The organism is Pseudomonas sp. P105 (assembly GCF_032614175.1).
Lineage (GTDB): Bacteria > Pseudomonadota > Gammaproteobacteria > Pseudomonadales > Pseudomonadaceae > Aquipseudomonas > Aquipseudomonas rhizophila.
Genome location: NZ_CP126693.1, coordinates 647,573 through 666,810 on the forward strand (window position 1 = coordinate 647,573; position 19,238 = coordinate 666,810).

Annotated in this window: 19 protein-coding genes; 8 read left to right on the top strand and 11 right to left on the bottom strand. The window is 61.2% G+C overall.

The genetic code is table 11. The annotated features are described in order from the left end of the window. Window positions 1–552 precede the first annotated feature (552 nt). Window positions 553–1,317, top strand: coding sequence for an SDR family oxidoreductase (locus tag QOM08_RS02765; RefSeq protein WP_047227340.1), 765 nt, complete (start codon window positions 553–555; stop codon window positions 1,315–1,317). A 118-nt stretch (window positions 1,318–1,435) separates the two neighbouring features. Here QOM08_RS02765 and QOM08_RS02770 read toward each other — a convergent pair whose 3' ends face one another. From QOM08_RS02770 to QOM08_RS02800, 7 genes are all read right to left on the bottom strand, one after another. Next, the gene (locus tag QOM08_RS02770) at window positions 1,436–2,566 is read right to left on the bottom strand and encodes an AGE family epimerase/isomerase (protein WP_139048502.1); all 1,131 of its coding nucleotides are present in this window, start codon (window positions 2,564–2,566) and stop codon (window positions 1,436–1,438) included. 180 nt (window positions 2,567–2,746) lie between these two features. Further along, window positions 2,747–3,319: a HupE/UreJ family protein gene (locus QOM08_RS02775; protein WP_047227342.1), complete on the bottom strand. Its 573-nt coding sequence runs from the start codon at window positions 3,317–3,319 to the stop codon at window positions 2,747–2,749. A gap of 45 nt (window positions 3,320–3,364) precedes the next feature. Continuing rightward, window positions 3,365–3,979, bottom strand: a complete 615-nt coding sequence (ureG, locus tag QOM08_RS02780) for an urease accessory protein UreG (RefSeq protein WP_047227343.1) — start codon at window positions 3,977–3,979, stop codon at window positions 3,365–3,367. 9 nt (window positions 3,980–3,988) lie between these two features. Next, a complete protein-coding gene (locus tag QOM08_RS02785) occupies window positions 3,989–4,663 on the bottom strand; it encodes an urease accessory protein UreF (protein ID WP_316912532.1) in 675 nt (224 codons plus the stop codon). Beyond that, window positions 4,660–5,160 carry an urease accessory protein UreE gene (gene ureE, locus QOM08_RS02790; protein ID WP_047227345.1) on the bottom strand — a complete coding sequence of 167 codons (501 nt, stop codon included), beginning with the start codon at window positions 5,158–5,160 and terminating at the stop codon, window positions 4,660–4,662. Before ureE ends, QOM08_RS02785 begins: the two co-directional genes overlap by 4 nt. 272 nt (window positions 5,161–5,432) lie before the next feature. Further along, window positions 5,433–6,065, bottom strand: coding sequence for a TetR family transcriptional regulator (locus QOM08_RS02795; RefSeq protein WP_047227346.1), 633 nt, complete (start codon window positions 6,063–6,065; stop codon window positions 5,433–5,435). Between the two features lie 157 nt (window positions 6,066–6,222). Next, on the bottom strand, window positions 6,223–6,687 hold the full coding sequence (locus QOM08_RS02800; RefSeq protein ID WP_047227347.1) for a hypothetical protein: 465 nt from the start codon (window positions 6,685–6,687) through the stop codon (window positions 6,223–6,225). A 386-nt stretch (window positions 6,688–7,073) separates the two neighbouring features. Here QOM08_RS02800 and QOM08_RS02805 point away from each other — a divergent pair, with 386 nt between their 5' ends. Further along, window positions 7,074–9,149, top strand: coding sequence for an AsmA family protein (locus tag QOM08_RS02805; RefSeq protein ID WP_188252147.1), 2,076 nt, complete (start codon window positions 7,074–7,076; stop codon window positions 9,147–9,149). Window positions 9,150–9,258: 109 nt separating this feature from the next. Here the strand turns inward: QOM08_RS02805 and QOM08_RS02810 are convergent, their stop codons facing one another. Together QOM08_RS02810 and QOM08_RS02815 are read right to left on the bottom strand one after the other, a co-directional pair. Beyond that, window positions 9,259–9,789, bottom strand: coding sequence for a bacterioferritin (locus QOM08_RS02810; protein WP_047227349.1), 531 nt, complete (start codon window positions 9,787–9,789; stop codon window positions 9,259–9,261). 56 nt (window positions 9,790–9,845) lie between these two features. Continuing rightward, on the bottom strand, window positions 9,846–10,787 hold the full coding sequence (locus QOM08_RS02815; protein WP_047227350.1) for a LysR substrate-binding domain-containing protein: 942 nt from the start codon (window positions 10,785–10,787) through the stop codon (window positions 9,846–9,848). Between the two features lie 138 nt (window positions 10,788–10,925). Here QOM08_RS02815 and QOM08_RS02820 point away from each other — a divergent pair, with 138 nt between their 5' ends. The 4 genes from QOM08_RS02820 (at window position 10,926) to QOM08_RS02835 (ending at window position 14,274) form a co-directional block, all read left to right on the top strand. Then, entirely contained in the window at window positions 10,926–11,564 is a 639-nt protein-coding gene (locus QOM08_RS02820; RefSeq protein ID WP_047227351.1) for an FMN-dependent NADH-azoreductase, read from the top strand. Window positions 11,565–11,633: 69 nt separating this feature from the next. Beyond that, window positions 11,634–12,524, top strand: a complete 891-nt coding sequence (locus QOM08_RS02825; RefSeq protein WP_316912533.1) for a triacylglycerol lipase — start codon at window positions 11,634–11,636, stop codon at window positions 12,522–12,524. Between the two features lie 213 nt (window positions 12,525–12,737). Beyond that, window positions 12,738–13,028, top strand: coding sequence for a PsiF family protein (locus QOM08_RS02830; RefSeq protein ID WP_316912534.1), 291 nt, complete (start codon window positions 12,738–12,740; stop codon window positions 13,026–13,028). Between the two features lie 232 nt (window positions 13,029–13,260). Further along, a complete protein-coding gene (locus QOM08_RS02835) occupies window positions 13,261–14,274 on the top strand; it encodes an AI-2E family transporter (protein ID WP_288911101.1) in 1,014 nt (337 codons plus the stop codon). A gap of 132 nt (window positions 14,275–14,406) precedes the next feature. On the opposite strand, the gene QOM08_RS02840 is transcribed toward QOM08_RS02835, so the two are convergent. After that, window positions 14,407–15,681 carry an Hsp70 family protein gene (locus QOM08_RS02840; RefSeq protein WP_047227355.1) on the bottom strand — a complete coding sequence of 425 codons (1,275 nt, stop codon included), beginning with the start codon at window positions 15,679–15,681 and terminating at the stop codon, window positions 14,407–14,409. A 297-nt stretch (window positions 15,682–15,978) separates the two neighbouring features. Between QOM08_RS02840 and QOM08_RS02845 the strand changes: the two genes are divergently transcribed. Together QOM08_RS02845 and QOM08_RS02850 are read left to right on the top strand one after the other, a co-directional pair. After that, the gene (locus QOM08_RS02845; RefSeq protein WP_047227356.1) at window positions 15,979–16,920 is read left to right on the top strand and encodes a DnaJ C-terminal domain-containing protein; all 942 of its coding nucleotides are present in this window, start codon (window positions 15,979–15,981) and stop codon (window positions 16,918–16,920) included. A gap of 50 nt (window positions 16,921–16,970) precedes the next feature. After that, window positions 16,971–17,270 carry a chaperone modulator CbpM gene (locus QOM08_RS02850; RefSeq protein ID WP_047227357.1) on the top strand — a complete coding sequence of 100 codons (300 nt, stop codon included), beginning with the start codon at window positions 16,971–16,973 and terminating at the stop codon, window positions 17,268–17,270. A gap of 170 nt (window positions 17,271–17,440) precedes the next feature. Here QOM08_RS02850 and ureC read toward each other — a convergent pair whose 3' ends face one another. Beyond that, window positions 17,441–19,141 (bottom strand): urease subunit alpha, encoded by a 1,701-nt coding sequence (gene ureC / locus QOM08_RS02855; protein WP_047227358.1) that lies wholly within the window; start codon window positions 19,139–19,141, stop codon window positions 17,441–17,443. Between the last annotated feature and the right edge of the window lie 97 nt (window positions 19,142–19,238).

Genomic DNA, 19,238 nt, shown 5'->3' on the forward strand with positions numbered 1-19,238 from the left:
CGTGGGAGTAGCTGGCTGCAAGCCTCTGAATACGTGGCTTTCAGGCGTGTGGTTGTTTTTTGATCAGAGGATTTCGGTCAAGCGGGTACGAGGGTTGTCAACACTTTTATGAGGGTCGCCGAAGGCTTGGAAATCTGTGCGCAAGCCTGTGGATAAGTCTGTGATTAAACTCTGGAAAGACCGCGCTGAGGGCCGAATTTGCTGGCTTGAAGCCATCGTTCTTTTTACCGTCGGCTTATAGCAGATAAGTCGATCTGCACAACCTGCATTGCAGGGTCAAGGGAAAAAAATTTCCAAATCCCTCGCAAAGCCTTATGCACAGCGGCTTGTGGAGTTTGCACTTGCCCCCGATTGCTGTGGACCCGCCTGTGGATAAGGTGCGGGCAACCGCCTGTGGCCCTTGTTTCATAAGGCCTGGCGCCGATTGGTTGTTTTATGAGCAATGCTCGGATGAAACCTCGCTTCCAGAAGTCTTGCCCATGCTGTGCCAGGCCGGGCATGCTGTGGGCCGATTTCCATTCATTGGCTGTTTTGAGCCCCAAGGAGAACACGATGTCCAACACCCTGTTTATTACCGGCGCAACGTCCGGTTTCGGTGAAGCCTGTGCCCGTCGTTTTGCCGAAGCAGGCTGGAAACTGGTGCTGACCGGTCGTCGTGAAGAACGCCTCACTGCCCTGTGCGCCGAGTTGTCGAAGCAGACTGAAGTCCATGGTCTGGTGCTTGATGTGCGTGACCGCACAGCCATGGAGGAGGCGATCGCCAACCTGCCACCGTCCTTCGCCAAGTTGCGGGGCTTGATCAACAACGCCGGTCTGGCGCTGGGCGTTGATCCCGCGCCCAAGTGCGACCTCGATGACTGGGACACGATGGTCGATACCAACGTGAAAGGTTTGATCTACAGCACCCGCCTGCTGTTGCCGCGGCTGATCGCTCATGGCCGTGGTGCCGGGATCGTCAACCTGGGGTCCATCGCCGGCAACTATCCGTACCCTGGCAGCCACGTGTACGGGGCGAGCAAGGCGTTCGTCAAACAGTTCTCCCTGAACCTGCGTTGCGATCTGCAAGGCACTGGCGTGCGGGTAAGCAACATTGAGCCGGGTCTGTGCGAGAGCGAGTTTTCCCTGGTGCGCTTTGCGGGTGACCAGGAACGCTACAACGCGACCTATGCCGGGGCCGAGCCGATCCAGCCGCAGGATATCGCCGACACCATTTTCTGGGTGCTCAACACTCCGGCCCACATCAATATCAACAGTCTGGAATTGATGCCTGTGAGCCAGACCTGGGCCGGGTTTGCCATTGAGCGCAACAAGGCGTAAGACCGCGTTATCGTTCATCGCGGGCAAGCCTTGCTCCCACAGGGATTTGGCCGACCTTGCCCCCATAGATGAGCCAACTCTGTGGGAGCAAGGCTTGCCCGCGATAGCGATTTACCGGTCAGGCCAGATAATCAGCCAGCCCGCGATAGCAGGTCAGCAGGTGATACGGCGTGGTCGATGGCATGTCCTGGCGGCTGACAGTGCCGTCGGCGTCCAGGCATTCGTTCCAGCCGTTGGCATGCAGGAAGTGCTGCTGCAACGCCCGTAGTTGATGCAGCAATGCGCCCTGATTGCCCGGGCGTAATGTCAGTGCCCGCAAATATTCCGCCTGAGCCCAGATGCGCTGGGTGGCGTCCCGCGGTACCTGTGATCCCAGGCTCAGCATGGCGCACACCGCGCCGGACTGCGGGCTCACGCCTTGCTGTTCGGTACGGCTGAAGCTGCTATCAAGGGCTGTGTGCAACTTGCCGCCGCGCAACAGGGGCGATGAGGCCAGCAAGTAATACCACTCGAACTGATGGCCTGGCTCAAACCAGTTATCCACAGCCTTGACCGGTTTCTCCATCATGACGCGCTGCTGCGGGTCGATGAAGTGCTTGAACATGGCATCGCACAGGGCCAGCAATGCCTGGCGCACGTTGATGTCGTCGCGAACCGAGAGGGTGGCGAGGAAGGCTTCGGCCAGGTGCATCAACGGGTTTTGCAGCGGGCCGGATGCGCGGGTCGACCAATCGCGTCCCAGGCTGGCCTCGTAAAGGCCGTCTCCGGTCGCAAAGCGCCGGGCGATGACTTCCAGGGCCGCGTTGAGTACCGACTCCACCAGCGGCTCGCGGACCTTGCTCCAGTAATGGGCACAGGCAAACAGGATGAAAGCGTGGGTGTAGAGGTCTTTGCCGGTGTCCAGCGGTACGCCTTGGGGGTCAATGCTGTAGAACCAGCCACCATGTTCGCCATCATGGAAGTGCCGCTGCAGCGAGCGGAACAGTGCGCCAGCCCGTTCTTCGGCCTGTGGCGCTTCGCCGATCAGGCTGGCGAACACGTATAGCTGCCGCGCACAGGCCATCGCCCGGTAGCGCTGGGGCTCGAGCGGCTTGTGCCGGGTATCGAGGGATTCATAGGGCAGCGCCAGCTCGGCATTCCATCCCGGGCCTTGCCACATCGGCACGATCACGTCGTGAAAGTGCTGACGTACCGTGGCGAACAGGGCAGTCAGTTCAGGTGCAGGAGCGGGGCGGGAAGCATCGGGCATTGGTGGACGTCGTCACGGCTGGAGGGGTGATTGCGCGACATGGTAGCAGAGTGGCAAGTTCGAGAGAGGCGAGGCCTTCCAGTCTGTCAGCGCGAGCAGGCTCGCCCCCACATTTATTGGCGTACGCCATACCCTGTGGGAGCGAGCCTGCTCGCGATTAGCCTTGATGGGTGCTGAAAATCAACCCGCCAACAACCACACTCCAGCCGCCGCCGAACCCGCTCCGGCCAGACGCACCAGAGGGGCGGCCGCTTGCGGCAAGACGCGAACCACGGCGTAGCCTGCGCCATGCAACGCCGCCGTCGCCGCGACAAAACCGGCCGCATAAGCCCAAGGGCTTGTCATGTCCGGCAGTTCCAGACCATGGGCCACGCCATGGAACAGCGCGAACACCGCCGTCGCGCCAATCGCCAGGCTCAGCGGCGGGCGCACCGCCAGTGCCACCGCCAGGCCCAAGGCCAGCACCGAGGCGGCAATCCCGCTTTCCAGCGCAGGCAGGTCCAGGCCTTCAAAGCCCAGCAAACCGCCGATCAGCATGCTGACGACGAAGGTGCACGGCAGCGCCCAGCGCGCCGCGCCTTGTTGTTGGGCGGCCCACAAGCCGACCGCCAGCATGGCCAGCAGATGATCCAGCCCGCCGATGGGGTGACCGAGGCCGGCCATCAGGCCGTTATCGCCATGGCCAGGGTGAGCAAAGGCCAAGGCCGGGGTCAGCAACAGGGCGAGGGCGCCAAGCAGGCGTTTGAATGTCATGGATAAGCTTCCTTGTTGAGCGTGTGAAAAGTTGAAGTTGAAAAATCAGGCGGCGGTCAGCAGGCCCTGGCGTTCGATGAAGGCGATGATCTGCTCCAGGCCCTGGCCGGTTTTCTGGTTGCTGAACACGAACGGCTTGCCGTTGCGCATCCGACGGGTGTCGCTGTCCATCATTTCCAGGGACGCACCCACCAGTGGCGCCAGGTCGATCTTGTTGATCACCAGCAGGTCGGATTTACAGATGCCCGGTCCGCCTTTGCGCGGCAGCTTGTCGCCGGCCGAGACATCGATCACGTAAATGGTCAGGTCCGACAGCTCCGGGCTGAAGGTCGCCGAAAGGTTATCGCCGCCCGATTCCACCAGGATCAGATCCAGCCCCGGAAACCGTCGGTTCAATTGATCCACGGCCTCAAGGTTGATCGAGGCGTCTTCGCGGATCGCCGTGTGCGGGCAACCGCCGGTTTCCACGCCGATGATCCGCTCCGGCGCCAAGGCTTCGTTGCGCACCAGAAAATCGGCATCTTCACGGGTGTAGATGTCGTTGGTGACCACCGCCAGGTTGTAGCGTTCACGCAGGGCCAGGCACAGGGCCAGGGTCAGGGCGGTTTTGCCGGAGCCTACCGGGCCGCCGATACCGACGCGCAGAGGTTGTGTATTCATGAGGGTCTCCTAGGAACGGAACAGGCGGCTGTACTGGCGCTCATGGGCCATGCACGCCAGGGACAGGCCAAACGTGGCGCTGCCGTAATGGTCGGGATCAATGTTCGAGGCGTTGTGTTGAGCCTTTTGCAGCAGTGGCAGCAGTTCGCTGGTCAGGCGCTGGGCGGCTTGCTGGCCCAGGGGCAGGGTCTTCATCAGGACGGCCAACTGGTTTTCCAGCCAGCTCCATAACCAGGCGGCCAGGGCGTCCTGGGGGCTGATGTTCCAGGCGCGGGCGGCCAAGGCCCAGCCCAGGGCCAGGTGCGGTTCAGTACGTTGTTCAAGAAAGCGCCGTGCCGCGGCATCGAGTTCCGGCAGGCCGCCCAGCAACTGCTGCAACGAATAACCCATCTGCCGACTTTCCTGATGCAGCTCGCGGGTTTCCCGGCTGGCGCGGTGTTCCTCGCAGTGTTGCAGCAAGGCGTCCCAGTCGTCGGCGGCGGCGGCGGTGCAGTGGGCCAGTAGCAAAGGCGCCTCGAAGCGTGCCAGGTTCAACAGCAACTGATCGCTGATCCAGCGACGGGCGTCGTCGCAGGTTTTGACCTGACCGTTATCCACCGCCATCTCCAATCCCTGGGAATAGCTGTAGCCGCCGATCGGCAATTGCGGGCTGGCCAGACGCAGCAGCGCCCACGCCGGGTTCATGTGCGTACGCCGAACTGATGCAGGCGTGGCGCGTAGTTGAAATCTTCGTCGCCGTGTCGGGAATGATGATGGCCGCCGCCATACGCGCCGTGTTCCGGTTGGAACGGAGCCTCTATGTTTTCGGCACTGGCACCCAGTTGCTCGAGCATCGCCTTGAGCACGTAATCGTCCAGCAGGCGCAGCCAGCCATCGCCCACTTGCAGGGCGACATGGCGATTGCCCAGGTGATAGGCCGCGCGGGTCAGTTCAAATGCATTGGCGCAGGTGACATGCAGCAATTGTTCGGGGCGGGCGCAGACGCGCACGATGCGTCCGTCTTCAGCTTGCAGGCATTCGCCGTCGTATAACGGCGGCTGACCTCGCTCAAGGAACAACCCCACATCTTCACCCTCGGCACTGAAACAGCGCAGGCGGCTTTTGCTGCGGGCGTCGAAGGTCAGGTGCAGCTCGGCGTCCCAGCGGGGTTGAGTGTCGATTCTGCGATGAATCACCAGCATCGGAGTGCTTCCAGCAATGAACGGTGCTGTGTTTAGAGCAAGGGGCTTGCCAATCGAAGAAGGTGTAGGAAATAGCTGGGATGGCGTTTCAGGATGGGGCGGATTGCGTGCCGTTATGGTGCGCTTGTCGATGTCGCGCACCATTTTGCAGCTTGCGCGAAACACTGTGGGAGCGAGCCTGCTCGCGATTGCGGTGCATCGGTGGAATCAAGGTTGAATGAGCCACCGCTATCGCGAGCAGGCTCGCTCCCACAAAGGAAACATCTCGGCGGCTACTCGGTACTGCCCAGCCCTTGCCAATGCTTGAGGCCAATAAAGATGAACCGCAGTTGCTGGGTAATCTTCGCCTGGGGCGTGAGGTGTTCGGGGAGAGCGTGAGCGGGTGGGTCGATGATGTCAGGCAGGGTGGCGAACACGCTTTTGACGATCAGGTCGGCCATTACGCTCAAAGCGGCAAGGTCCAGGTGCTGCAACTTGGGCATCAATGCCAGGTCGGCGGCCAGGTCCGAGCTGATGCCTTCACGCAGACAGGCGATGGCCTTGCGCACGGGCAGCGAGCCGCCGTATTGCTCACGGGCCAAAAACAGGAATTGCGAACGGTTGGCTTGGACCACGTCGAGGAAAATACGCACGGAGGCATCAATGATGCCGCCCATGACGAATTCGTTGTGGCGTACCAGCCGGATCGTTTCGCGAAAGGTCTGACCGACTTCGCTGACCAGAGCCAGGCCCAGTTGGTCCATGTCGTCGAAATGCCGGTAGAACCCGGTGGGTACGATGCCGGCGGTCCTGGCGACCTCGCGCAGGCTCAGGCTGCCGAACCCTCGGCCGCACTCCATCAAATGACGGGCTGCATCCATCAAGGCATTGCGGGTCTGTTGTTTCTGTTCGGCACGGGGCAGCATCGCAGGGCTGACTTCTGATTCACGGAAGCGACGCACTCTAGCAAATCGGCTTTGCCGACGTCGAACGGTAGAGGGGGATATAGCGGGGAAAACGAGGTTCTCGGAAAGTCAAAAGCCCGATTGCAGGAATCGGGCTTTTTTCCAGGCCACCATGGGCTCAGCTCACTGCGCTGTTGCGTTCGATCACACGGTCACCACCACCTTCGGCAATGGCGCCCTGTGGGGTGCGCTCGTAGCCACCTTCAACCAGGCCTTTTTCTTCCAGGCGGTCACGGCCACCTTCAGCGACTTCCTGACCCTGAGGGGTACGTTCGTAGCCACCTTCAGCCACTTCCTGGCCCTGAGGGGTACGTTCGTAGCCGCCTTCAGCTACTTCTTGGCCTTGAGGGGTACGTTCGTAGCCGCCTTCAGCTACTTCTTGACCTTGAGGGGTACGTTCGTAGCCGCCTTCAGCCACTTCCTGACCTTGACGGGTCTGGTCGAAGCCATCTTCAGCAACGGTCTGGCTATAGACCGAACGGCTGTCTTTAACCTGCGGCGTGGCTTGTTCGGAGGCTGGCAGTGCGAAAGCAGTGGAGGCCAGCATTGAAAGGGTGAGGCTCATCAGTAATTGGCGTTTCATGATCATTGCTCCTTGGGGGGGCGATAAAGTGGGTACGGAGGCAATGCTACTCTCGATAAGTCGATATAAAAGTTCATAAAGGCAATGGTAATAATCAACGGAATTGATTGTTCTGTGGAAAGGCTCTAGAACGGGCCTTTGCGAGGCGTGGTTTTGCACCGCAGTGGGTATTTTGTACCCATTGATGCCACGCAAAAGTGCGGGGGCGGTAACAGGTAGTTGGCGGTTTGGTCAGGTTTTTTTCAGTTTTTTGTACCGCCCGTCGCCCAAAGTGTTAAACCAGTTGGCCGTATCGCCAGTCCTACTCTTCACAACGAGCCGATTACAGGCTCGTGTTTCCAAGGCGTCGCCGTCCGGACGCAGATTTGTCATCAGGAGCCTTGTGCATGACGCGCACCTCAAAAATCTTCGCCTGGACCTTCGCCAGCCTTGTTTTCCTGCTGGCCGTATTGGTGCTGGTCATCGCGTTCTTCGATTGGAACCGGATAAAGCCGCCGCTCAATGCCAAGGTTTCCGAAGAGTTGCATCGCCCGTTCGCCATCAATGGCAACCTGGCGGTGGTCTGGCAGCGCGAACCGCTGGAAGGCGGCTGGCGGGCCTGGGTGCCGTGGCCCCATGTGGTGGCCGAAGACTTGAGCCTGGGCAACCCGGAATGGTCGAAAACTGCGCAAATGGTCACGCTCAAGCGCGTCGAATTACGCATTTCGCCCCTGGCCTTGCTGGCCCGGCGAGTGGCAATTCCCCGCATCGACCTGACCGAGCCCGACGCCAACCTGCAACGCCTGGCCGATGGTCGCGCCAACTGGACGTTCGAGTTCGATCCGAAAGACCCCGACGCCGAGCCGTCCAGCTGGGTCGTGGACATTGGCACCATTGGCTTTGACAAAGGCCATGTCACTGTTGATGACCAGACGCTGAAAACCCGCCTGGACCTGTTGATCGACCCGTTGGGCAAACCCATCCCGTTCAGCGATATCGTCGGCGACAAAGCTGCGAAAAAAGCCCGGGACGCAGGTGCGGCTCCCCAGGATTATGCGTTTGCCTTCAAGGTCAACGGCCAGTACCACGGGCAGAACCTGGCAGGCTCCGGCAAGGTCGGTGGCCTGTTGGCCCTGCAGGATGCGTCGCAACCTTTTCCGTTGCAGGCTCAGGCGAAGATCGGTGATACCCGAGTCGAACTGGCCGGCACGCTGACCGACCCGATGAACCTGGGGGCGCTGGATCTGCGCTTGAAGCTGGCCGGGAACAGCCTGGCCAATCTTTATCCGCTGACCGGCGTGACCCTGCCGGATTCGCCGCCCTATTCCACCGATGGCCGCCTGATCGCCAAACTCCACGAGCCCGGCGGGGCACTGTTTCGTTATGAGGCCTTCAACGGCAAGATCGGCGATAGCGATATTCACGGTGACCTGGCCTACGTTGCCAGCCAGCCGCGGCCAAAACTCAGTGGCGCGCTGGTGTCCAATCAACTGTTGTTCAGCGACCTGGCCCCCCTGATCGGCGCCGATTCCAACGCCGAACAAAAGGCCCGAGGCGGCGCGAGCAAACAGCCGTCCGACAAAGTACTGCCCGTGGAAGAGTTTCGTACCGAGCGCTGGGGCGTGATGGATGCCGACGTGGAGTTCACTGGCAAACGAATCGTCCACAGTGAGCAGTTACCGTTCACCGACCTTTACACGCATCTGGTGCTCAACGACGGTCAACTAAGCCTCGAGCCCCTGCGCTTCGGTGTGGCCGGTGGCCGGCTCGACGCGCAGATCCGCCTCAACGGCCGCACCCGGCCCCTTGAGGGACAGGCGAAGCTGACGGCGCGGGGTTTCAAGCTCAAGGAGTTGTTCCCCGGTTTCGCGCCGATGAAAACCAGCTTCGGTGAGCTGAACGGCGATGCCGATATCGCCGGCCGTGGCAATTCGGTGGCGGCGTTGCTGGGCACCTCCAACGGCACGTTGAAAATGCTCATCAACGACGGCGCCATCAGTCGGGAACTGATGGAACTGGCGGGGCTGAACGTCGGCAACTATGTGGTGGGGAAAATCTTTGGCGACGAGGAAGTGAAGATCAACTGCGCAGCAGCGGACTTCGACATCAAGACCGGCCTGGCGACCACTCGCCTGTTCGTGTTCGACACGGCGAACGCGATTATTTATGTCGATGGCACGGCGAACATGGCCACCGAACAACTGGACCTGACCATCACTCCGGAGTCCAAGGGCTGGCGCTTGATTTCCCTGCGCTCGCCCTTGTACGTGCGAGGCACCTTCGCCAAGCCGGCGGCGGGCGTCAAGGCCGTGCCGTTGATGCTGCGTGGGGCCGGGATGGTAGCGCTGGGCGTCATTGCCGCGCCGGCGGCCGGGTTGTTGGCCCTGGTTGCGCCCAGCGGTGGCGAGCCGAACCAGTGTGCGCCGTTGCTGGAGCAGATGAAGGCCGGCAAGGCACCGGTGACGGTCAAACCAACCCGCTAGCCAGGCTTTGCGGTGAGGTTACTGGCCCCATCGCGAGCAGGCTCGCTCCCACATCGACCGCGACAGGACACGATTCAATGGGGGAGCGAGCCTGCTCGCGATAGCGGTATTACAAATCGGCCAGGATGTCGGCCATGTCATCGGCATGCTCTTCTTCCTGAGCCAGGATGTCTTCGAAGATTCGCCGGGTGGTCGGGTCCTTTTCGCCGATGTACTGGATGATTTCCCGGTAGCTGTCTATGGCGATCCGTTCGGCGACCAGGTCTTCGTAGACCATTTCCTTGAGGGTGTTCCCCGCCACGTACTGGGCGTGGGAGTTACGGGTCAACAGGTCGGGGTTGAACTCCGGCTCGCCGCCCAACTGCACAATGCGCTCAGCGAGCTTGTCGGCGTGTTCGGCTTCCTGGTTGGCGTGTTCGAGAAACTCGCTTGCCGCCACGCTGGCCTTGAGGCCGGTGGCCATGAAGTAGTGGCGCTTGTAGCGCAGCACGCACACCAGCTCTGTGGCCAGCGCTTCATTGAGCAGGCGAATGACTTCCGGTCGATCGGCGCTGTAGCCCTCGGTCACCGCGCCGTTCTGCACATTCTGCCGTGCCCGTTCGCGCAGGGTGGTTACATCGGATAGGTGCATGTCACTCATAGCATTCTCCTGGAGGCTGATCCGGTAGGGCGTCACGCTCTGTTGGCGTGATCGCTCTAAATCTGAGTGACGCGATCCTCGAAAAGTTTTACCGAATTTTTCAGTGCATGAGCGGACTGCCGCGCCTCTTCCTCCAGCCACTGGAAGAATGCCCGCACCGGCGGATGGCGTTCACGGCCTGGAACGCACAGGGCACTGTAGCCAGCGCCGTTGACCTGAATCTGCGGCCGATAAGCCACCAACAGGCCACTGGCGAGGCTTTCGGAAGCGAGGATGTTGCTCGCCAGTACCAGGCCTTGCCCGGCTATCGCCGCTTGCAGGGCGTAATGCTCCTCATCGTACTCGCGCATGCAAGGTTGCCGGGCCAGCCAGGTTTCGCCGGCCTGAGCGCACCAGGCTTCCCAGCCATGGGCATACAGTTTGGAATTGTGCCAGCGCACGCTGATCAGCGTGGGCTGCCTCTGCGCGGCCAGGGCCACTTGTTCCGGCGAGCCGTACACGCCGAAGTGTTCATCGAAAAGGCACAGGCCGTACAGGTTCGGGTAGCTGTCCAGGCTGTAGCGCACCACCAGATCGACGCTGGCGTCCTGATGCAGATCGACCACTTCGCAGTGGGTGTCCAGGCGCACGTTGATATTCGGATGACGCGCATAAAACCGGCCCAGGCGCGGCACCAGCCACAGGGTGGCAAACGCTGCGGTGGTGGACAGTGTCAGGTGAGTGTTGGTGCGTTGCGGGCGCAGGGTGTCGACGCTTTGCGCCACTTCCAGCAGGGCCCCGTGCAGGCTGTGGAACAAGCGTTGGCCGCCGTCGGTGAGCCGCACCTGGCGCGGCTGGCGTTCGAACAGCTGCACACCTAGCCAGGTTTCCAGGGCGCGGATCTGATGGGAAACCGCTGTGGGTGTCACCGACAGCTCCGCCGCCGCAGCCTTGAAGCTGAGCAGCCGTGCGGCAGACTCAAAGGCCCGCAGTGCGTTGAGGGGCAGCGTGGCAAACATTACTGATCTCCTGAAGTGCCATGGGTGAAATTAACTCATCTTGCGTGACGAGCCCTCATTTGCCCGACTACAGCGTTGGATATCAAGCTTGAAGCCGAAAAGTTCTATTGATTGTAGTCGCAACCCAAGGAGATTCAGATGAGTAAAATTCTTGTCGTGCATGGCAGCCCTCGTGGCGAGCGTTCTCACTCCCGACGCCTGACCGAAAGCTTTGTCTCGGCCTGGCAGGCGGCCCATCCGCACTCCCAGCTGAGCCGGCGCGAAGTGGGGCGCACCGTGATTCCTCCGGTCAACGAAGCGTTCATCGCGGCGGCGTTCTACCCCGAACCGCAAGCCCGACCGCTGACCATGCAGGCGGATCTGGCGCTCAGTGATGCATTGGTGACGGAATTGCAGGCCCATGATCGGTTGGTCATCTCCGCGCCCATGCACAACTTCAGCGTGCCCAGCGGTGTAAAAGCCTGGATCGACCAGATCGTGCGGATCGGGCTGACGTTCAACCACAGCCTGGATAACGGCGTGTCGCAGTACGAACCGCTGGTACTGGGTAAGAAAGCGCTGATCGTGACCAGTCGTGGCGACTTCGGTTTCGGGCCTGGTGGTCAGCTTGAAGGGATGAACCACGCCGACACGCTGCTGCGCACCGTGCTGGGCTTTATCGGTATCACCGATGTGACGGTGGTTGCCGCCGAAGGTGAGGAGTCGGCTGAGCGCAGTTTCGCCCAATCCTGTGCCGAGGCCGAGCAACGCTTGCTGGGGTTGGCGCAGACGTTCTGATGGCGCGGGTGTCATAGACTGGTCATCATCGATACCGATGCTGACCACCTATTGATCAAGGATGTCGCCATGTCACAACAGTGCGCCACTCGTTACCCGCTGGTGCTGGTCCCCGGAATGCTCGGGTTCATTCGTCTGGTGCTGTATCCGTATTGGTACGGGATCGTCTCGGCGTTGCGCCGGGGTGGGGCAGTGGTGGTTGCTGTGCAGGTGTCACCGCTGCACTCATCCGAGGTGCGCGGCGAGCAGTTGCTCGCGCGGATCGAGGAGATCCTCACGCAAACCGGTGCGCAGAAGGTCAACCTGATCGGCCACAGCCAGGGCGCCCTCACGGCACGCTACGCGGCGGCCAAGCGCCCGGACCTGGTGGCATCGGTCACTTCGGTGGCCGGCACCAACCATGGGTCCGAGCTGGCTGATTACCTGCAGGCCCATTACCCGGCCAACAGCGCCAAGGGTCGCCTGCTCAGTGCTTTGCTGCGGTTGATCGGCGCCCTGATGAGCCTGCTGGAAACCGGTTATCGCGGGCCCCGGTTGCCGGTGGATATCCAGGCGTCCCACGCCTCTCTCACTACCGCGGGCGTGGCCCTGTTCAACCAGCAATATCCCCAGGGCCTGCCAGAAACGTGGGGCGGGAGCGGACCGGAAGTGGTCAATGGCGTGCGTTATTACTCCTGGTCCGGAACCTTGCAGCCAGGCAAGACCAACAGGGGGCGTAACCTGTTTGATGGCACCCACCGGAGCTGCCGGCTGTTCGCCCGCACTTTCGTGCGTGAGGCCGGGCAATGCGACGGCATGGTGGGGCGTTACAGCTCGCATTTGGGCACGGTGATCGGCGATGACTATCCGCTGGATCACTTCGATATCGTCAACCAGTCGTTGGGGCTGGTGGGCAAGGGCGCCGAGCCGGTTCGCTTGTTCGTCGAGCATGCTCAGCGGTTGAAGGCTGCTGGCGTGTAGGGCTTCAGGTCGGGGTGTCCGTCATCGCGAGCAGGCTCGCTCCCACATTCGGATTGGGTTTCTTCTGGCGGAGTGCGGTCAACTGTGGGAGCGAGCCTGCTCGCGATGACGGTCAATCAGGCACGGAAATTCGCGCAGATGAAGGTGTAACAGGCGTTGTCTACACTGCATTTCATCGCCGTACCCATCGTGCGGCAGCCAGGAGAAAACATCATGAAGATGCTGTGTGTTCCTTTGTTGGTGATCGGGTTGCTGCTGTCTTCCCAGGGTTTCGCCGCCACGGCCCAACAGAACAAGATGACCACCTGCAATGCCGACGCTACCGCCAAGGCCCTCAAGGGCGACGAGCGCAAAGCCTTCATGAGCAACTGCCTCAAGGCCACCCCCGTCGATGCCAGCACCCCGCAGGAACGCATGAAAACCTGCAACGCCACGGCCACGACCCAGGCACTGAAAGGCGATGCGCGTAAAGCGTTCATGAGTGAGTGTCTGAAGAAAAAATAGCCGCCGGGATTTTTTCAGACGGTGAAGGCCTCATCGCGAGCAGGCTCGCTCCCACAGTTGATTTGCACTGCCCGGTCCATTGTGGGAGCGAGCCTGCTCGCGATGGGGCCGGCAAAGGCGCTACAAAAAAACACCTGCACTGTGATCGAGGTCAGCCGATACAATCCCTAGTGCTGTTGGTGGAACGCTGGCAGACTGCCGATCCTTTCACGCCGTTTTGTTCTGAGGCTGTATGCCAACGTTTTCTCAGCGTCATGTCTTGTTGGTGATCAGTTGGGTGATCATTTTTGGTGGGTTGTTGCTGGTGCTGCCACTGCGCCTGTTGCCGAGCCTTTTGGCCGGTTTGCTGGTGTTCGAGCTGGTCAACATGCTCACCCCGCAGTTGCAACGGCTGATCGAGGGCCGGCGGGCCCGCTGGTTGGCGGTGGCGCTGCTGGGCACGCTGGTGGTCAGTGTGCTGTCGTTGATTTTCGCCGGGGCCTTCAGTTTCCTGCTCCATGAGGCGGAAAACCCTGGCGCATCCCTGGACATGTTCATGACGGTGGTCGACCGCGCCCGGGGGCAGTTGCCACCGTTCATCGACGCCTACCTGCCGGCCAGCGCGGCCGAGTTTCGGGTGGCCATTGGCGACTGGATGAGCAAGCACCTGAGCGACCTGCAGTTGGTGGGCAAGGATGCGGCCCACATGTTCGTGACGTTGTTGATCGGCATGGTCCTGGGGGCTATCGTCGCCCTGCAGCGCATCCCCGACCTGACCAAGCGCAAGCCCCTGGCGGCGGCGCTGTTCGACCGTCTGAGCCTGTTGGTCAAGGCGTTCCGCAACATTGTGTTCGCCCAGATCAAGATTTCCCTGCTCAACACCTTCTTCACCGGGATTTTCCTGGCGGTGGTGCTGCCGCTGTTCGGCATCCACCTGCCGCTGACCAAGACCCTGATCGTCATGACGTTCCTGTTGGGGCTGCTGCCGGTCATTGGCAACCTGATGTCCAACACCCTGATCACCATCGTCGCCTTGTCGCTGTCGATCTGGGTGGCAATGGCGGCGCTGGGTTACCTGATCGTGATCCACAAGCTCGAATACTTCCTCAATGCCCGCATCGTCGGTGGGCAGATCAGCGCCAAGTCCTGGGAATTGCTCATGGCGATGCTGGTGTTCGAAGCCGCGTTCGGCCTGCCGGGTGTGGTGGCGGGGCCGATTTATTATGCTTACTTGAAGAGTGAGTTGAAGCAGGTGGGGATGGTTTGATCTGATCGGCGTCGCCTGTTCTGACGCCATCGCGAGCAGGCTCGCTCCCACCGTTGACCGAGTTCCTTCAGAGGGAATGCGGTTCAATGTGGGAGCGAGCCTGCTCGCGATAGATGCGCCGCAGAACTTGAATCAGACCTGCGTGCCGTAGCGCTTCATCGCCTCGATCGCCAGCCCGCTACCGATACTGCCGAAGATATTGCCTTCCACATGCCGCGCTTGGGGCAGCATCGCCGAGACGCTGTTGCGCAGTGCCGGGATGCCGCTGGAGCCACCGGTAAAGAACACCGTATCCACCTGATCGACGCGTACGTTGGCATCGTTGAGCAATTGCGTGACGCTGCCGCGCACCCGCTCCAGCAGGCCGTCGATGGCTGATTCAAACAGTTCCCGGCTCAGGTCCACACTCAGGCCTGCCTCGATCCGGTCCAGGAGCAAATGGCGCTGGTCGCTGTGAGTCAGCTGGATCTTGGTTTCTTCCACTTCCATCGCCAGCCAGTGCCCCGCGCGCTGTTCGATCAACTTGAACAACCGGTCGATGCCGCCGGTGTCTTCGATGTCGTAGCGCATGCTGCCCAGGGCCAGGGTGGATTTCTGCGAGTACACCGCGTTGATGGTGTGCCAGGTCGCCAGGTTCATGTGGTGGCTGGTGGGCATGTAGGCGCCGCTTTTCATGCGGCTGCCGTAGCCGAACAGCGGCATCAGGCCGGCCAGCGAGAGCTGCTTGTCGAAGTCGGTGCCGCCGATGTGCACGCCACCGGTGGCGAGGATGTCGGCGTGACGGTTGTCATGGGTGCGCCGCTCGGGCGACAGGCGTACCAGGGAGAAGTCCGAAGTACCGCCACCGATGTCGACGATCAGTACCAGCTCTTCCCTCTCGATGGTCGACTCATAGTCGAAGGCCGCCGCGATGGGCTCATACTGGAACGAGACCTCCTTGAAGCCGATGGCGCGGGCCACGTCCACCAAGGTGTTCTCCGCTTCCTGATCGGCCATTTCATCGTCGTCGACGAAAAATACCGGGCGACCCAGTACCACTTCTTCGAATTCCCGACCGGCGGTGGCCTCAGCGCGCTTCTTCAGCTGGCCGATGAACAGTCCCAACAGATCCTTGAACGGCATGGCCGTGCCCAGCACGCTGGTGTCGTGCTTGATCAGCTTGGACCCCAGCAGGCTCTTGAGCGAGCGCATCAGCCGGCCTTCGTAGCCTTCCAGGTACTCGTGCAGGGCCAGGCGGCCATACACCGGGCGGCGTTCCTCGAGATTGAAAAAGACCACCGAGGGCAGGGTGATCTTGTCGTCCTCCAGCGCAATCAGCGTTTCCATGCCGGGGCGCAGCCAGCCGACAGTGGAGTTGGACGTGCCAAAGTCGATGCCGCAGGCACGGGCCGGAGATGCGTTTTTCATGTCTTTCGGATTCCAGTTGAAAAAACGGCCGCGCAGTGTATGTCAGTGCGGCACGGATTCGAAGGCCGGTTATCTGCTAATTCGTAAACTCTGACCTTGAAAGACAGCGTCGCACCCCCAAACTTGCTGGCATGGGCCTGGCAGCCACAAGGCGAGTACAAGAACCGCCACCGGCTGCCGATAAACTTCTGAAGCGCCGCCCGGTCACAAACCTTGAGATCGGTCAAACCCCAGGACTTGTATCACGAGCATGCTGCGGGTGGCGGTGCGATATCGATAACGGATGGTGATCCTTCGATGGACTTCAAAGACTATTACAAGATTCTGGGTGTGGAGCCGACGGCTGATGACGCCACGATCAAGGCTGCTTATCGCAAACTGGCCCGCAAATACCACCCGGATGTGAGTAAGGAAAAGGATGCCGAGACCAAATTCAAGGACGTCTCCGAAGCCTATGAAGCGCTGAAGAGCGCCGACAAACGCGCCGAGTACGATGACCTGCGTCGCTATGGCCAGCACGGCCAGCCTTTCCAGGGACCGCCGGGCTGGCAAAGCCGGGGCGGCTTTGGCGGTGGACAGGACACCGGCGATTTTTCGGATTTCTTCAGCTCGATTTTTGGTAATCGCGGGCCGGGTTTCGGTGGCGGACAGTCAGGCCGCAGCACCGGCCGTCGAGGGCAAGACGTGGAAATGGAACTACCGATTTTCCTGGAAGAGACCCTGTCGAGCGAATCGAAGAAGGTCAGCTTCCAGGTGCCGCAGTACAACGCCGCCGGCCAGCACGTCAGCAATACCAGCAAAAGTCTGAACGTGAAGATTCCCCTGGGCGTGACCGACGGCGAACGTATTCGCCTCAAGGGCCAGGGTGCGCCGGGTATTGGCGGCGGTGCCAATGGCGATTTGTACCTGACCATTCGTTTTGCCCCGCACCCCAAGTTCGACGTCGAAGGCCAGGATCTGATCATCACCTTGCCCCTGGCGCCGTGGGAATTGGCGCTGGGCACTGAAGTGGCGGTGCCGACCCTCACCGGCAAGATCAACCTCAAGGTTCCGGCCGGCAGCCAGAACGGCCAGCGCATGCGCGCCAAGGGCCACGGCCTGCGCAACAAGGCCGGCGAGCGCGGTTACCTGTTCGTACAGCTCAAGGCCGTGATGCCCAAGGCCAGCGACGAGGCAGTCAAGGCGTTGTGGGCGGAGCTGGCGAAGAAGGCTGCGTTCGATCCGCGGGAGAATTTCTGACTGTTTTGAGGCGCTAGACTCGACAGTTAAAGCATTGGGAGAAGCAGACCATGAACAACCCGATCATTGAACTGAACCTGATGGAATTTTGCGAGGCCGCTGCGTTGGCGGATGTCCATGTGATCGAAATCGTCGAGCATGGCATTCTCGAACCCCATGGCGCGGCCCCGGCGGATTGGCGCTTCACCGATTACGAACTGGTCTTGGCCCGGCGTGCGGCCAAGCTGCGCCGCGAGCTGGAACTGGAATGGGAAGGTGTCGCCCTGGCGCTGGACCTGCTGGAAGAAGTGCAGCAACTGCGCAGCGAAAACCGCATGCTCAAGCAGCGGTTGGGGCGGTTGGTGGAGTAGGTTGATTAAGCCTGCCCGAGACCAGGGCCAGGCACATGATTTCCTCATTCTGTGGCGAGGGAGCTTGCTCCCGCTGGGCTGCGTAGCAGCCCCCTCCTTTGGCGGTTGCTGCACAACCGAGCGGGAGCAAGCTCCCTCGCCACAGGGTTATGTGTCTGGCCTGATTCACCTCAAAACAGAAAATAGCGCTGCGCCATCGGCAGCACATCAGCCGGTTCACACCACAACAACACCCCATCGGCCTTGACCTGGTAGGTCTGTGGATCGACATCGATGTTCGGCAGGTAGTCGTTGTGGATCAGGTCGGTTTTCTGCACATTCCGGCAGCCTTTGACCACGGCAATTCTCTTCTTTAGTCCAAGCTGTTCGGGCAGCCCCGCCTCGGCGGCGGCCTGACTGATGAACGTCAGGCTGGTGGCGTGCCGCGAGCCGCCGAAGCTTGCGAACATCGGTCGGTAGTGCACCGGTTGCGGTGTCGGGATCGAGGCGTTGGCGTCACCCATCAGGCTGGCGGCAATCGCCCCGCCCTTGAGGATCAGGGTTGGCTTGACGCCGAAGAACGCCGGGCGCCACAGCACCAGGTCGGCCCACTTGCCCACTTCGATGGAGCCCACTTCATGGCTGATGCCATGGGTGATCGCCGGGTTGATGGTGTACTTGGCGATGTAGCGCTTGATGCGGAAATTGTCGTTGCCTTCGCCATCGCCGGGCAGGGCGCCGCGTTGCTTTTTCATCTTGTCGGCGGTCTGCCAGGTGCGGGTGATGACTTCGCCGACGCGGCCCATGGCCTGGCTGTCGGAACTGATCATCGAGAACGCGCCCAGGTCGTGGAGGATGTCTTCGGCGGCGATGGTTTCACGACGGATGCGGCTTTCAGCGAAGGCCACGTCTTCGGCGATGCTCGGGTCCAGGTGATGGCAGACCATCAGCATGTCCAGGTGTTCGTCGATGGTGTTGCGGGTGAACGGCCGGGTCGGGTTGGTGGAGCTGGGCAACACATTGGCAAAGCCGCAGGCCTTGATGATGTCTGGCGCATGGCCGCCACCGGCGCCTTCGGTGTGGTAGGTGTGGATGGTGCGGCCCTTGAACGCGGCCAGGGTGGTTTCCACGAAACCCGATTCGTTGAGGGTGTCGGTATGGATCGCCACCTGCACGTCGTACTGGTCGGCCACGCTCAGGCAGTTGTCGATGGCCGCCGGGGTGGTGCCCCAGTCTTCGTGCAGCTTCAGGCCGATGGCACCGGCCTTGACTTGCTCGATCAACGGCTCTGGCAGGCTGGCGTTGCCCTTGCCGGTGAAGCCGATGTTCATTGGGAAAGCGTCGGCGGCCTGGAGCATGCGCGCCAGGTGCCACGGCCCGGAGGTGCAGGTGGTGGCATTGGTCCCGGTGGCCGGGCCCGTACCGCCGCCGATCATGGTGGTGACACCGCTCATCAAGGCTTCTTCGATCTGCTGCGGGCAGATGAAGTGAATGTGGGTGTCGATACCGCCGGCGGTGAGGATCATGCCCTCACCGGCGATCACTTCGGTGCTGGCGCCAATGGCGATGGTCACATCGGGCTGGATGTCCGGGTTACCGGCCTTGCCGATGGCTTTGATGCGCCCGTCCTTGAGACCGACATCGGCCTTGACGATGCCCCAGTGATCGATGATCAGCGCGTTGGTGATCAGCGTGTCGACGACCTCGGCGGCCAGCAGCTGGCTCTGGCCCATGCCGTCGCGAATCACTTTGCCGCCGCCGAATTTCACTTCTTCGCCATAGGTGGTGAAGTCCTTTTCCACCTCGATCCACAGTTCGGTGTCGGCCAAGCGGACCTTGTCGCCGACGGTGGGGCCGAACATGTCGGCGTAGGCTTGGCGGGAGATTTTCATGTGCTTGCCTTGAGATTCAATTGAATGTTGAAACCGTTCGCTGCGCTCACTTATCGCGAGCAAGCTCGCTCCCACAGGGATACGCGATCAAATGTGG

What these genes read in the sequence shown, in the direction of transcription:
- QOM08_RS02785 (WP_316912532.1), bottom strand. Translation starts at nt 4,663, where the DNA reads ATGAACCCGGCGTGGGCGCTGCTGCGTCTGGCCAGCCCGCAATTGCCG.
- QOM08_RS02845 (WP_047227356.1), top strand. Translation starts at nt 15,979, where the DNA reads ATGGACTTCAAAGACTATTACAAGATTCTGGGTGTGGAGCCGACGGCT.
- QOM08_RS02850 (WP_047227357.1), top strand. Translation starts at nt 16,971, where the DNA reads ATGAACAACCCGATCATTGAACTGAACCTGATGGAATTTTGCGAGGCC.
- QOM08_RS02775 (WP_047227342.1), bottom strand. Translation starts at nt 3,319, where the DNA reads ATGACATTCAAACGCCTGCTTGGCGCCCTCGCCCTGTTGCTGACCCCG.
- QOM08_RS02800 (WP_047227347.1), bottom strand. Translation starts at nt 6,687, where the DNA reads ATGAAACGCCAATTACTGATGAGCCTCACCCTTTCAATGCTGGCCTCC.
- QOM08_RS02835 (WP_288911101.1), top strand. Translation starts at nt 13,261, where the DNA reads ATGCCAACGTTTTCTCAGCGTCATGTCTTGTTGGTGATCAGTTGGGTG.
- QOM08_RS02830 (WP_316912534.1), top strand. Translation starts at nt 12,738, where the DNA reads ATGAAGATGCTGTGTGTTCCTTTGTTGGTGATCGGGTTGCTGCTGTCT.
- QOM08_RS02825 (WP_316912533.1), top strand. Translation starts at nt 11,634, where the DNA reads ATGTCACAACAGTGCGCCACTCGTTACCCGCTGGTGCTGGTCCCCGGA.
- ureE (WP_047227345.1), bottom strand. Translation starts at nt 5,160, where the DNA reads ATGCTGGTGATTCATCGCAGAATCGACACTCAACCCCGCTGGGACGCC.
- QOM08_RS02805 (WP_188252147.1), top strand. Translation starts at nt 7,074, where the DNA reads ATGACGCGCACCTCAAAAATCTTCGCCTGGACCTTCGCCAGCCTTGTT.
- QOM08_RS02795 (WP_047227346.1), bottom strand. Translation starts at nt 6,065, where the DNA reads ATGCTGCCCCGTGCCGAACAGAAACAACAGACCCGCAATGCCTTGATG.
- QOM08_RS02810 (WP_047227349.1), bottom strand. Translation starts at nt 9,789, where the DNA reads ATGAGTGACATGCACCTATCCGATGTAACCACCCTGCGCGAACGGGCA.
- QOM08_RS02770 (WP_139048502.1), bottom strand. Translation starts at nt 2,566, where the DNA reads ATGCCCGATGCTTCCCGCCCCGCTCCTGCACCTGAACTGACTGCCCTG.
- ureG (WP_047227343.1), bottom strand. Translation starts at nt 3,979, where the DNA reads ATGAATACACAACCTCTGCGCGTCGGTATCGGCGGCCCGGTAGGCTCC.
- QOM08_RS02820 (WP_047227351.1), top strand. Translation starts at nt 10,926, where the DNA reads ATGAGTAAAATTCTTGTCGTGCATGGCAGCCCTCGTGGCGAGCGTTCT.
- ureC (WP_047227358.1), bottom strand. Translation starts at nt 19,141, where the DNA reads ATGAAAATCTCCCGCCAAGCCTACGCCGACATGTTCGGCCCCACCGTC.
- QOM08_RS02815 (WP_047227350.1), bottom strand. Translation starts at nt 10,787, where the DNA reads ATGTTTGCCACGCTGCCCCTCAACGCACTGCGGGCCTTTGAGTCTGCC.
- QOM08_RS02765 (WP_047227340.1), top strand. Translation starts at nt 553, where the DNA reads ATGTCCAACACCCTGTTTATTACCGGCGCAACGTCCGGTTTCGGTGAA.
- QOM08_RS02840 (WP_047227355.1), bottom strand. Translation starts at nt 15,681, where the DNA reads ATGAAAAACGCATCTCCGGCCCGTGCCTGCGGCATCGACTTTGGCACG.